Genomic DNA, 12,494 nt, shown 5'->3' with positions numbered 1-12,494 from the left:
AACGCAAAAGGAGGCCCCTGTGGGACTTTTCGACTGGCTACGCGGCACCAATGCCCGGCAGGTGTCGAACCACCAGCTGTCTTCGAGCTACAGCTTCCTGTTCGGTCCCACCAGCTCCGGACGCACGGTCACCGAACGCTCAGCGATGCAGATGACTGCGGTGTATTCGTGCGTGCGGATCCTGGCAGAAGCAATCGCGGGCCTGCCCCTGCACGTCTACCGCACCGAGAAAGACGGGTCGAAGGTCAAAGCCACCGACCACACGCTCTACCGGCTGCTGCACGATGAGCCCAACCCGGAGATGACCAGCTTCGTCTTCCGCGAGACCCTCATGACGCATCTGCTACTGTGGGGCAACGCCTACGCACAGGTCATCCGCAACGGCCTCGACGAGGTCATCGGCCTGTATCCGCTCATGCCCAACCGGATGAGCGTAGGCAGGGACGATGCAGGCAGGCTCTACTACGAGTACCAAACCACCAGCGACGAACCCGCCGGTGAGTGGTCACGCATCCGGCTTTCACCTGCTGACGTGCTGCACATCCCCGGGCTCGGGTTTGATGGGCTGGTGGGCTATAGCCCGATTGCGATGGCGAAAAACGCGATCGGCATGGCCATGGCCACCGAAGACTACGGGGCGTCGTTCTTCGCCAACGGGGCCGCCCCTGGCGGGGTGTTGGAGCATCCGGGCACGATCAAAGACCCGTCTCGGGTGCGCGAGTCCTGGCAGCAAACCTTTGGTGGGGCCCGCAACGCCAACAAGGTCGCAGTGCTCGAAGAGGGCATGAAGTACACGCCCATCTCCGTTAGCCCGGAGCAGGCGCAGTTCTTGGAGACCCGGAAGTTCCAGATCAACGAGATCGCCCGGATCTTCCGCATCCCACCGCACATGGTCGGCGACCTCGAAAAATCGAGCTTCTCCAACATTGAGCAGCAGTCCTTGGAGTTCGTGAAATACACGCTCGACCCGTGGGTCATCCGCTGGGAACAAGCCCTGACCAAGACGCTGCTTAGCCCACGCGAGAAGCCGAGCGTGTTCGTGAAGTTCAACCTCGAGGGCCTGCTGCGCGGAGACTACGTCTCGCGCATGAACGGCTACGCCGTGGCCAGGCAGAACGGGTGGATGAGCGCCAACGACATCCGCGCCCTCGAAAACCTCGACCGCATCAACCCTGCTGATGGTGGCGACGTGTACCTGGTCAACGGCAACATGCTGCCTCTATCCATGGCCGGGGCCTACGCCACCACGGGGCAGGAGGAACCAGCGGGGTTGGAGCCGTCAGAAGGCGGTTTGCCTCCTGGCGGGCCACCAACAGAACACAGAGTTGAAAGGAGGAGCCGGTGAGACGGTTCTGGAACTGGGAGCCACCCGCTCCCGAAACATCTGACCCGGCAGGTAGCGATACCAGCCGGGTTTTGCGTATCAACGGGGTGATCGCTGAGGAGTCATGGTTTGACGACGACATCACCCCGGCCCTGTTCGCCTCCGAGCTGGCGGCAGGTTCAGGAGATGTCACGGTGTGGATCAACAGCCCCGGCGGAGACGTCGTCGCGGCAGCCCAGATCTACAACATGCTCATCGACTACCCAGGCCACGTCCGCGTCCATATTGACGGGATCGCCGCCAGTGCCGCCAGCGTGATCGCCATGGCAGGTGAGGTCGTGGCGATGAGCCCGGTCTCGATGCTCATGATCCACAACCCGGCCACCCTCGCCGTCGGCGACGCCGACGAGCTGGGCCGGGCCATCGACATGCTCGCAGCGGTCAAAGAGTCCATCATCAACGCCTACGAGCTGAAAACCGGGATGAGCCGAGCCAAGCTCGCACGGCTGATGGATCAAGAAACCTGGATGGACGCACGAGCCGCCATCAGCATGGGGTTTGCCGACGACTACCTCACCGGCCCCCGCACCCCACCCGACCCAGACGACGGCGAGGAGCCGAACAAGCAGGCACCGTGGCCGCCGACGACACGAAACCCTGCCCCGCTCGCCGATACCGCCAGCGGGGTGTGTTTTGCCCGCAAGCCCGCCGAACAGCGCCTTGTCGCACACCTGACCGACACGCCACCAGCCCCAGAGCCCACGCGGCCTGCGGGGCGAAAAGTGGTGGACCTGTACGCCGCACTGATCAACCACACCCACTAACAAGCAAGGAGAACCTTTCCCATGTCCACGATGACGATTTCTGACCTGCGTACCCGCCGCGCCGAGACCTGGGAGAAGGCCAAGGCCTTCCTCGACGAGCGACGCGACACCACCACCGGCTGCCTGTCCGCCGAGGACGACCAGACCTACGCCCGCATGGAAGCCGATATCGACAAGCTCACCAACGAGATCGCCCGCGCCGAGCGCGCCCAGCGCCTGGACGCTGATCTTGCCCGGGCCACGAATGCGCCGCTGACCTCGATGCCCGGCCAGACCGGCGAGGAGACCGAACCGAAGACCGGCCGCGCCACCGCCTCCTACAAGCGCGCGTTCTGGGATGCGATGCGCCTGAACGCCTCCCCAATGGAGGTGCGCAACGCCCTGTCCGAGGGGGTCGATTCCGAAGGCGGCTACCTCGTGCCGGACGAGTTCGAGCACACCCTCATGCAGTCGCTGGCCGACCAGAACATCATGCGAGGCCTTGCCAACGTCATCCAGACCACCAGCGGGGACCGCAAGATCCCGGTCGTATCCACCCACGGCAGCGCCGGGTGGCTCGATGAGGGCAAGCCCTACACCGAATCCGACGAGACCTTCTCCCAGATCACGCTCTCGGCGTTCAAGCTCGGCACGTTCCTCAAGATCAGCGAGGAACTGCTCGGCGATTCGGTCTTCGACGTCGAGGCCTACCTCGCCGCCGAGTTCGCCCGCCGCATCGGTGCCGCCGAAGAGGAGGCCTTCCTCGTCGGTGACGGCAAGGGCAAGCCGACCGGCATCTTCGATCCCACCGGTGGTGGCATCTCGGATGTGACCACCGCGAAGGCCGCAGACATCACCGCCGATGAGCTCATCGACCTGCACTACAGCCTGCGCGCACCGTATCGGGCCCGGGCAGTGTGGCTGATGAACGACGCCACCGTCAAGACCGTGCGCAAGCTCAAGGACAACCAGGGCCAGTACCTGTGGCAGCCAGCACTGACCGCTGGTGCCCCGGACATGATCCTGGGCAAGCCCGTGCACACCTCCACGTTCGCACCCGAGATCAAGGCGGGCGCGAAGACCGTGGCGTTCGGTGACCTGTCCTACTACTGGATCGCTGACCGGCAGGGACGCTCGTTCAAGCGCCTGAACGAACTGTTCGCCACCTCCGGCCAGGTCGGTTTCCTCGCCTCCCAGCGCCTGGACGGCAAGCTCGTCCTGCCCGAGGCCGTCAAGATCCTCACCCAGAAGGCCGGAGCCTAAAACTCCCCGCACGCAACGAATAGGAGGTGGCAGCCATGAACCACCAGCTCATCGACCAGGTCAAAGCCAACCTCATCCTCGCCCACGACGCCGACGACGAGCTCATCGCCCACCTGGTGGCCGCTGCCACCTCCTATGCCACCGCCTACCAGCACCTACCCGAGGACTACTACGAGGCCCACGAGATGCCCGGTTCGACCCGGCAGGCGATCGTGATGCTCGCCAGTCACTTCTACGAGTCGCGTGACGGGTCCACGGCAGGGTTCTGGTCCGACAAACCCGATGCCGCCAAAGCCATGTGGGGCGCGGTGAACACGCTGCTGCGCCTCGAGCGCGAATGGAAGGTCTAACCCATGGCTGGTATCGGCAGTATGCGAGAAACCATCGACCTCATCACCCCCGTAGCCCGCAGGGACGCTGCGGGGTTCACCGCTAGCGCCGAGCAGGTGGTCGCCTCGGTGCGCACCTACAGGGAGATGAGGCACGCCAGCTCAGCGTGGGTCAACCGTGCCGCCTACACGCAGGCCACCGTCTTATTCCGCATCCGCACCATCCCCGGGCTCACCGTCTCGGAGGTCATGCAGATCGCCGCTTGCGATGGCCGCTACGTCATCGACACCGTCGAGCCCATCGGCGGCTACATCGAGATCCTTGCCCACCGTCTGCAACCGGAAGGAGCCCATCATGGCGCGCGTCCAGATCCGACTGCCCAATAAGTACATCGACGCACTCGAGGCCACCTCACGCCTGCTGGACACTGCAGCCGACGAAGTCTTGAGCGCTGGCGCGAACGTGGTCGAACCACGCATGAGAGCCAACCTCGCATCCGCGATCGGGCGGGCGACCACGATGCCGTCCCGCTCAACCGGCCAGCTCATCGGAGCCCTGGGTGTTACCAGCGTGAAGGTCAACAGCAAAGGTGCCCACAACGTCAAAGTCGGTTTCGCTGAAAACCGCCGCGACGGCAGGTCGAACGCGCTCATCGCCAACGTGTTAGAGCACGGCAGGAGCAACCAGCCCGCACGCCCGTTTCTGGCACCGACACGCTCCCAGACCAGGCGGGGTGCGGTGGAGGCGATGAAAACCGTGCTGGCAGCCAAACTCGACGGGATCACACCATGACCATCCCGCTGCTGGAAACCCTCACCACGATCGCTGACCAGCTTGATCTGCCCATCGCGGTGAGCCTGTTTAGCGCCTCGCCCGCACCGGACACCTATCTAGTTGCCACCCCGATCGCCGACACGCTGGAAGTGTTCGCCGACAACACCCCACACGTCGAAATCGAAGAAGTCCGCCTCTCCCTGTTCACAGCAGGTAACTACCTCACCTGGCGGGACACGCTCACCCGTGCTCTCGTCGACGCGGGGCTGGTGGTCACGGCCAGACGCTACATCGGCTTCGAGGACGACACCGGCTACCACCACTACAGCTTCGATACCAGCTGCCACCACCCGTTTTAACGAAAGGACGCAATCCCCATGGCCACGATTGGTCTTGACAAGCTCTACTACGCCACGATCACCGAAAACCCCACCACCGGCGAGGAAACCTACGCCAGCCCGAAGCCACTGGCCAAAGCGATCTCAGCGGAGTTGTCCGTCGAAGTCGCCGAGGCAATCCTCTATGCCGACGACGGGCCCAGCGAGATCGTCAAGGAATTCAAATCCGGCACGCTCACCCTCGGCGTGGACGACCTGGGAGCAGAAGCCGCAGCGGCACTGACCGGCGCAACCCTGGATGCCAACGGGGTACTCATCTCGTCCTCGGAAGACGGCGGCACACCGGTAGCGATCGGGTTCCGTGCCGCACGCTCCAACGGCACCTTCCAGTACTTCTGGCTCTACCGCGTCAAGTTCGCCCTACCAAGCACCACGCTTGCCACCAAGGCCGACTCGATCACGTTCTCCACCCCGAGCATCGAGGGCACCATCCTGCGTCGCAACAAGCCAGACGCGAAGGGCCGTCACCCGTGGAAAGCCGAAGCCACCGAAGGCGACCCCAAGGTCAAGGCCGAGATCATCACCGGCTGGTACCAGTCCGTCTACGAGCCCGCCGCCACCAGCCCCGGCAAGTAAAGGAGCACCCCCATGACTGACACACCATCGCGTGACACCGCTCGCAGTGCGACCGTGACGATTGGTGGGAGCGAGTACGAGCTGGTGCTCACCACCAAGGCCACCCGGCTGATTGCTGAGCGCTACGGCGGGCTGGACAACCTCGGCACCGCGTTGGAGACCTCCGAGGACCTCGGTCAGACACTGACCGAGGTGATCTGGCTGATCACACTGCTGGCCAACCAGTCAGTGCAGATCCACAACCTCACCCACCGCGACAACCCGCGCCCGCAGTTGACGGAGGACGAGGTGGAGCTGCTGACGGTTCCTGCCGATATCGCCGACTACCGGGGTGCGATCGCTGAGGCACTGCAGCGAGGCACCCGCCGCGACATCCTCACCGAGCCAGCCCCAAAAGCGAGCCCGGCAGCGGACGGATAGTCGAATCCGACCGGGCAGTGTTCACCCGCCTGACCTACATCGGTTTAGCCCACCTCGGCCTGAGACAAGACGAGGTGGGCCTGATGGTCTTTGGTGAGCTCCTTGACCTGGTGGACTGCTGGCGGATCGAGACAGGACGAGCGAAACCAGCACGGGTGTGGTTCATCGACGACATCATCCCGACCGGCATCTAACCCCACTGACAGGCAGGTGAATCCTCATGGCTGACTCATCGTTTGGTCTCAAGATCGGTCTGGAAGGTGAACGCGAGTTCAAGCGGGCCATCACCGACATCAACCGTGAAATGCGGGTGCTGGGCTCGGAGATGAAACTGGTGGCCTCCCAGTTCGACAAGAACGACAAGTCCACCCAGGCACTGGCCTCCCGCAACCAGGTGCTGACCAAAGAGATCGAGAACCAAAAGTCCAAGATCGAGACACTCAAGGCCGCACTCGAGAACTCGGCCGCGTCGTTCGGGGAGAACGATTCGCGCACGAAGAACTGGCAGATCCAGCTCAACAACGCCGGTGCCGAGCTCAACGAGCTGGAAAAAGAGCTCAAGGCCAACAACGATGCGCTCGGCGAGTTCGGGGACGAGGCCGACGGGGCAGGCGATGATGCGAAGGACGCTGCCAAGGACGCCGGACGCTTGGAGGACGCGGTCGATGATCTCGGCGACGAGATGGACGACACCGGGGATAAGACCCGCGTCTTCGGTGACGTGCTCAAAGCGAACCTGGCCGCCGAGGCGATCGTCGCTGGTGTCAAGGGCATCGGCAAGGCGATCGCGAGTATCGGCCGGGGTATGGCCGATGCTTTGAAGGACGGGGTGGAGTACAACGCCCGCATGGAGCAGTACACCACCAGCTTCACCACGATGCTCGGCGATCAGGCCAAAGCCCAACAGCTGGTCAACGACCTGAAAACCCAGGCCGCGAAGACCCCGTTCGGCATGGGCGATCTCGCAGGCAGCATGCAAACCCTGCTGGCCTTCGGCATCAGCCTGGAGGATGCGAAGAAGCACCTGATGCATATCGGTGACATCTCCCAAGGTGACGCGCAGAAGATGGAGTCACTGACCTTGGCGTTCGCCCAGATGTCCTCGACGGGCAAGCTGACCGGCCAGGACCTCAACCAGATGATCAACGCCGGGTTCAACCCGCTGGAGGAGATCTCCCGCAAGACGGGTAAGTCCATCGGCGAGCTGAAAGAGGAGATGGCCAAGGGCGCGATCAGCGCGGACATGGTCGCTGACGCGTTCGCTTCGGCAACCGAGGAAGGCGGCCGTTTCCACGGGGCGATGGAAGCCCAGTCGAAAACCTTCACCGGCCAGCTGTCGACCATGCGCGACGGCATCGACAACCTCAAAGGCCTGCTCGCCCAAGGTCTGACCGACGCGCTGGCTGGCACGGTCATGCCGATGGTCAACGGATGGATCGATGAGCTCACGGCAGCCTTCGAACAAGGCGGAGCCCCGGCATTGATCGACAAGCTCGGCGAGATCCTGCAAGAAGCACTCGGGTTCATCGCCGAGCAGCTGCCAATGGTCGTCGAGACCGGCATGTCGATCCTGACCGCGCTGCTCGAAGGCATCATCGAGGTGTTGCCGTCGGTTGCCGAGACAGCGGTGATGCTCATCGTCGCACTAGTGGAGGCGATCATCGAGGCGCTGCCGTCACTGTTGGAAGCAGCCCTGCAGATCATCACCACCTTGGTCACCGGGATCGGTGAGGCACTCCCGGAGCTCATCCCGGCGGCCGTGGAGATGATCGTCGCCCTGGTCCAAGGCCTGGTCGATAGCCTGCCGATGATCCTAGAGGCGGCGTTGCAGCTCATCCTCGGGCTCGCCCAGGGTCTGCTGGAAGCGATCCCGGTGCTCATTGAGGCACTGCCGCAGATCATCACCTCGATCGTGGAGTTCCTGGTCGGGGCGATCCCGCAGATCATCGAGACCGGTATTGCGTTGTTGACCTCCCTGGTCGACGCGCTCCCGGAGATCATCACCGCGATCGTGACGGTGCTGCCACAGATCATCACCGGCATCATCACCACGCTGCTGTCGGCCCTGCCGCAGCTCATCGAGGCTGGCGTCAAACTGCTCACCGCGCTCATTGGGGCGCTGCCGCAGATCATCAGCACGATCGTGGCCGCGCTGCCGCAGATCATCGCAGCGATCGTCTCGGCGATCGGTGGGGCGATCCCGCAACTGGTCATGGCAGGCGTTGAGCTGCTGACCGCGTTGATCACGAACCTGCCGCAGATCATCTCGACCATCGTGGCGGCGATCCCGCAGATCATCACCGGAATCGTTGGCGCGGTCGGTCAAGGGGTCGGCCAGATGGCCTCTGCTGGCGCGGACCTGGTGCGCGGCTTGTGGAACGGCATCCAGTCGCTGGCAGGCTGGCTCTGGGACAGGGTTACAAGCTGGTGTTCTGACATTTGGGACGGCATCACCGGCTTCTTCGGCATCAACTCGCCGTCCAAGGAAATGGCGTGGGTCGGTGACATGCTCACCCGAGGCCTGGCCGGAGGTATCGAAGACACCGGCGACCGCGCCATCGACGCAGCTCAAGATGTTGCCGCTGACACCCTGGCGGCCATGGGTGAGCTCACCAGCGGTATCGACGTTCCCATCACCACCAGCCTGGACCCGGTCGATCTGGCCCCAACCCACCTGCAACCACCGCCTGCAACCACCAGCCACAGCGCTGTCGGCCAAGAGGCAGGGCGCGCAGGAGAGGTGGCGGGCATCGTCGACCAGACCGCCCGGGCACTGCTGGAGGCCATGGACATCAAGGTCGTGCTCAACGACGGCACGCTGGTGGGCAAACTCGCCCCCGGCATCAACCGCCAGCTGGCTCGTATCAACTCCCACCACACGGTGCTCGCCACTGGAGGAGGTGTCTAATGCACGGTTTCACTCTCGACAAGTCAGTGTCCTCGACGTCGCTGGGCCTGCGGCTCACAGGCCCGGTCGACCTGCCGGTCGCCGAGCGGGTCACCGACGATATTGAGGTGGCGGGCAGAGCCGGGACGCTGACCCGCCTGGGCGGCTGGCATGACACGTCGATCACGTTGCCGCTGGCGATCACAGGCGGCCTGGCCGCCTACCACAAGGCCGCACTGGCGCTGGAGCGGGCGGCGACCATTCACCTGTCCCACCAGCCCGGGGCGTTCCACAAGGTCAAACACGCCTCCATTAGCCCACTGCGCGCGGACATGTCCTCGTGGGGCTTTTTCGAGGCGCACCTGGTGTGCGAGCCGTTTAGCTACCTCGATTCTGGGCTGACCACCCACACGCTCACCGCCTCCGGACAGATCACCAACCCCGGTCTGGTGGATGCGGCACCGATCATCACGATCAAGGGCACCGGGGCGTTGACGCTGACGATCAACGGAACTACCTACCGCGTACAGTCACCGGCAGGGCAGATCACCCTGGACTCGGCCCGCCTTGTCGCACACGTCGCAGGCCGGGTACAAACCGACGCCCTGACCGGCACGTTCCCGATCCTCACCCCAGGGGTCAACCGGGTCAGTCTCAGTAGTGGCATCTCCAGAGTCGAGATCACCGGGAACTGGCGAAACCCCTAACCTGGCCCATCTCTTTGCTTCCAGTGCGCCCGTAGCCGTTTTGCTCTTGGCTGCGGGCGCACGTCTGTGAAAGGAACCCCACCGATGCTCACCGTTCATGCCCCGACTGCCACCACGTTCACCGCCACCGGCGAGGGCGTCCTCGACCCTGAACTCATCGACGCCCGTGTCATTGAGGAGCTTGGCGGGGCCTACCAGCTGACCGTCACCTACCCAGCCGACGGGCCGCTGGCCTCGAAGCTCGCAGTCGAGGCGATCATCGCAGCCCCTGTTCCCGGTACCACCATCCGGCAAGGGTTTCGTATCCACGAGGTCACCACGAGCCTGGACGGGCTGTTGGAGGTCACTGCCTTCCACCTGTTCTACGACCTGGCAGGCAACTTCATCGCCGACACCTTCGTGGTCAATAAGACCCCGAAGGCGGCTCTCGACCAGTTCCTTAGGTCTGCGACCACGAAGCACCGGTTCACCGCGACCAGCTCCGATACGGCGACTAGGGCGTCTGCGCGTGTGGTGCGGATGAACCTGGCCGCCGCGATCATGAACCAGGGCTCGGATAACACGTTCGCCTCCCGGTGGGCCGGAGAGCTCACGCGCGATAACTGGCACATCCACCACGCCGCCACACGCGGCGCAGATCGTGGGGTCGTGATCCGCGATCGCAAGAACCTCACCGGCTACACCTCGACCATCGATCTGACGAGCGTGGTCACCCGGATCGTGCCGGTCGGATTTGACGGGATCACCCTGCCCGAGCTCTACGTCGACTCACCACACGTGGATCACTACGCGATCCCGCATATCAAGGTGATGCGCTACCCGGACATCAAAGCGATCGCCGACGCCGAGAACCCCCGCGAGGACGAAGTACCCCTGCCGCAGGCACACGCCATTCTGCGTCAAGCCGCCCGGGCCGAGTACGCCACCAACCACATCGATACCCCTGCCGCGAGCTACACCGTCTCCTTCGTTGACCTCGCCTCGACGACCGAGTACGCCGACCTTGCTGAGCTGGAGACCGTCCTGCTGGGAGACACGGTGACGGTGCAGCACGCCGACCTGGGCGTGTCCCTGTCAGCGCGGGTTGTCGGCTACGAGTACGACCCGCTCCGACAGACATATATTTCGGTGGAGTTGGGGTCGGTTGCAGGGAAGTTCACCTCGATCACCCGCCAGATCACCACCGCGCAGACGGCCGCCCAGATGGCTGCTGATCTTGCTGGCGTGGCGCTGGCATCAGCGGACGGGAAATCCACCAACCATTACGGCCCTACGCAGCCCGCTGCCGCCCGCCTGGGGGATACGTGGTTTAGGGACAATGGCGAGAGCATCGAGATCTGGATCTACCAGGTCACCGACACCGGCGAGCCCGGATGGGTTGCCGTTGCCACGGACCTCAACCATGCTCAGGTCAGTGCTGAGCTTGCTGAGGCTCGCGCTGAGGTGGAGGCCGCGAAAACCGCTGCTGACGATGCCCAAGCTGCCGCTGCCGCTGTCGGTGCTCGCCTCACCGTAGCCGAAGCCGAGATCGGCCAGGCGCGCGAGGCGGCCAGCCAGGCCGAAGCCACAGCACGGCAGGCTGAGGCGGTAGCAGGTGAGGCTGGCGTGAAGGTTGCCGGGCTTGAGAGTTCAGTTTCCCAAGCCCGGCACCGTGCCGATACGGCCTACGAGACGGCACGGCAGGTTCAAACCAGCAGCGAGGCCCGGTTCACCGAGCTGGCGAACGCGGATAACAGCCTCGCCTCGTCGCTTTCAATGATGGCCAGCGACCTGAACCTGCGCGTGCGCTCAGGCGAGATCATCTCCCAGATCAACATCTCACCCGAAACCATCCTGATTGACGGTAAACGCATACACATCACCGGCCGAACCAGCATCGATAACGCCACGATCACCACCGCAATGATCGCTAACGCGGCGATCACCGATGCGAAGATCGCCAACCTGTCGGCAGCCAAGATCACTACCGGCACCCTGTCTGCGGGGAGGATCGCGGCCGGATCGATCACCAGTGACAAGCTCACGATCGCTGATGGGTTCATTAAGACGGCGATGATCGCTAACGCGGCGATCACGGACGCGAAAATCGGCTCATTGTCAGCGTCGAAGATCACCACCGGCACCCTGTCTGCGGGGAGGATCGCGGCCGGATCGATCACCAGCGACAAACTCACCATCGCTAACGGCTTCATCAAAACCGCGATGATTGCTGAGGCCGCAATCACCTCCGCAAAGATCGCGGCGTTGGATGCCGGGAAAATCACCACCGGGACCTTGAACGCTGCCCGGATTGGCGCCAAGTCGATCACTGCTGACAAGCTCGCGACTAACGCGATCCAAGTAGGACTGGCGGGCTGGACGAGTTCGATCCGGATTACGCCAACACAAATCTCGTGGTACTCCGGATCCTCGTTGGAGGGGACGATCACGTCGTCCGGTCTGCGGTTTTGGTACGGGACGCGTTACATCGGTGAAATGGCCCGCCGGGCGAAAAAGGATGCCACCGATATCCAAGGCATCGTCAACCAGTTGGCCTACCGGGGGGACTACGTCGCTTGGACGTATCAGACGACCTCCACCGGCGACTATTTCACGTGTCTGACGTTGGATCCGAAGGGCAAGTTCTATGGGCGGGCAGGGATCCACCTGGGCGCTGACCTGCGGATCAACGGGAACAAGGTCTACACCTCTGACACCCGCTACGTCATGTTTCAAGACGTAGCCTTCAGCGGGAAAGGCACCTACGCCACTTTGTCGGGGTCCAGCGGGCTGGCACGGATCGGCTTCCACACCTACGACCTGCTTATCACCACGAACGGCACGTTCTACAACATGTCGCGGGCCTTCGACCGGCTCAAAGACCTGATGACAAGGGTCAACGAAATCATCCGCCGCCTGAACTACGGCTGGATCGTCTCCATCTCCGGCTCCGGGTCGAACATCACCTGGACCAACTACAACAACACCGGCTTGTCGGCCATGTCCACCACCCTCGTCTAGAAAGAACCTTCA

Annotated in this window: 12 protein-coding genes; all 12 read left to right on the top strand. The window is 63.5% G+C overall.

The window, feature by feature from the left end:
- The first annotated feature begins 19 nt into the window (after positions 1–19).
- The 12 genes from RQ935_RS05085 (at position 20) to RQ935_RS05030 (ending at position 12,482) form a co-directional block, all read left to right on the top strand.
- Positions 20–1,345, top strand: coding sequence for a phage portal protein (locus tag RQ935_RS05085; protein WP_311497470.1), 1,326 nt, complete (start codon positions 20–22; stop codon positions 1,343–1,345).
- Complete coding sequence (locus RQ935_RS05080) at positions 1,342–2,148, top strand: head maturation protease, ClpP-related (RefSeq protein WP_284819860.1); 807 nt, start codon at positions 1,342–1,344, stop codon at positions 2,146–2,148. The genes RQ935_RS05085 and RQ935_RS05080 overlap by 4 nt, the downstream gene beginning before the upstream one ends.
- Before the next feature lie 21 nt (positions 2,149–2,169).
- Complete coding sequence (locus RQ935_RS05075) at positions 2,170–3,390, top strand: phage major capsid protein (RefSeq protein ID WP_284819861.1); 1,221 nt, start codon at positions 2,170–2,172, stop codon at positions 3,388–3,390.
- A 35-nt stretch (positions 3,391–3,425) separates the two neighbouring features.
- Positions 3,426–3,740 carry a head-tail connector protein gene (locus RQ935_RS05070; RefSeq protein WP_005295583.1) on the top strand — a complete coding sequence of 105 codons (315 nt, stop codon included), beginning with the start codon at positions 3,426–3,428 and terminating at the stop codon, positions 3,738–3,740.
- Between the two features lie 3 nt (positions 3,741–3,743).
- A complete protein-coding gene (locus RQ935_RS05065; protein ID WP_005295585.1) occupies positions 3,744–4,106 on the top strand; it encodes a head-tail adaptor protein in 363 nt (120 codons plus the stop codon).
- A complete protein-coding gene (locus RQ935_RS05060) occupies positions 4,075–4,512 on the top strand; it encodes an HK97-gp10 family putative phage morphogenesis protein (protein ID WP_005295586.1) in 438 nt (145 codons plus the stop codon). Before RQ935_RS05065 ends, RQ935_RS05060 begins: the two co-directional genes overlap by 32 nt.
- Complete coding sequence (locus RQ935_RS05055; RefSeq protein WP_005295589.1) at positions 4,509–4,853, top strand: hypothetical protein; 345 nt, start codon at positions 4,509–4,511, stop codon at positions 4,851–4,853. The genes RQ935_RS05060 and RQ935_RS05055 overlap by 4 nt, the downstream gene beginning before the upstream one ends.
- 18 nt (positions 4,854–4,871) lie before the next feature.
- Positions 4,872–5,468 carry a major tail protein gene (locus RQ935_RS05050; protein WP_005295596.1) on the top strand — a complete coding sequence of 199 codons (597 nt, stop codon included), beginning with the start codon at positions 4,872–4,874 and terminating at the stop codon, positions 5,466–5,468.
- Positions 5,469–5,480: 12 nt separating this feature from the next.
- Complete coding sequence (locus RQ935_RS05045) at positions 5,481–5,888, top strand: hypothetical protein (RefSeq protein WP_005295598.1); 408 nt, start codon at positions 5,481–5,483, stop codon at positions 5,886–5,888.
- A gap of 220 nt (positions 5,889–6,108) precedes the next feature.
- Positions 6,109–8,796 carry a tape measure protein gene (locus RQ935_RS05040; RefSeq protein WP_060797828.1) on the top strand — a complete coding sequence of 896 codons (2,688 nt, stop codon included), beginning with the start codon at positions 6,109–6,111 and terminating at the stop codon, positions 8,794–8,796.
- Positions 8,796–9,482: a hypothetical protein gene (locus RQ935_RS05035; RefSeq protein ID WP_311497469.1), complete on the top strand. Its 687-nt coding sequence runs from the start codon at positions 8,796–8,798 to the stop codon at positions 9,480–9,482. The genes RQ935_RS05040 and RQ935_RS05035 overlap by 1 nt, the downstream gene beginning before the upstream one ends.
- A gap of 84 nt (positions 9,483–9,566) precedes the next feature.
- Positions 9,567–12,482: a phage tail spike protein gene (locus tag RQ935_RS05030; protein ID WP_311497468.1), complete on the top strand. Its 2,916-nt coding sequence runs from the start codon at positions 9,567–9,569 to the stop codon at positions 12,480–12,482.
- The last annotated feature ends 12 nt before the right edge of the window (positions 12,483–12,494 follow it).

This window comes from uncultured Mobiluncus sp. (assembly GCF_963511525.1).
Classification (GTDB): Bacteria; Actinomycetota; Actinomycetes; order Actinomycetales; family Actinomycetaceae; genus Mobiluncus.
The sequence above is the reverse complement of the archived record's forward strand: the minus strand, read 5'-3'. Positions and strand labels throughout refer to the sequence as shown.

What these genes read in the sequence shown, in the direction of transcription:
- RQ935_RS05075 (WP_284819861.1), top strand. Translation starts at nt 2,170, where the DNA reads ATGTCCACGATGACGATTTCTGACCTGCGTACCCGCCGCGCCGAGACC.
- RQ935_RS05045 (WP_005295598.1), top strand. Translation starts at nt 5,481, where the DNA reads ATGACTGACACACCATCGCGTGACACCGCTCGCAGTGCGACCGTGACG.
- RQ935_RS05050 (WP_005295596.1), top strand. Translation starts at nt 4,872, where the DNA reads ATGGCCACGATTGGTCTTGACAAGCTCTACTACGCCACGATCACCGAA.
- RQ935_RS05055 (WP_005295589.1), top strand. Translation starts at nt 4,509, where the DNA reads ATGACCATCCCGCTGCTGGAAACCCTCACCACGATCGCTGACCAGCTT.
- RQ935_RS05060 (WP_005295586.1), top strand. Translation starts at nt 4,075, where the DNA reads ATGGCGCGCGTCCAGATCCGACTGCCCAATAAGTACATCGACGCACTC.
- RQ935_RS05040 (WP_060797828.1), top strand. Translation starts at nt 6,109, where the DNA reads ATGGCTGACTCATCGTTTGGTCTCAAGATCGGTCTGGAAGGTGAACGC.
- RQ935_RS05035 (WP_311497469.1), top strand. Translation starts at nt 8,796, where the DNA reads ATGCACGGTTTCACTCTCGACAAGTCAGTGTCCTCGACGTCGCTGGGC.
- RQ935_RS05030 (WP_311497468.1), top strand. Translation starts at nt 9,567, where the DNA reads ATGCTCACCGTTCATGCCCCGACTGCCACCACGTTCACCGCCACCGGC.
- RQ935_RS05065 (WP_005295585.1), top strand. Translation starts at nt 3,744, where the DNA reads ATGGCTGGTATCGGCAGTATGCGAGAAACCATCGACCTCATCACCCCC.
- RQ935_RS05070 (WP_005295583.1), top strand. Translation starts at nt 3,426, where the DNA reads ATGAACCACCAGCTCATCGACCAGGTCAAAGCCAACCTCATCCTCGCC.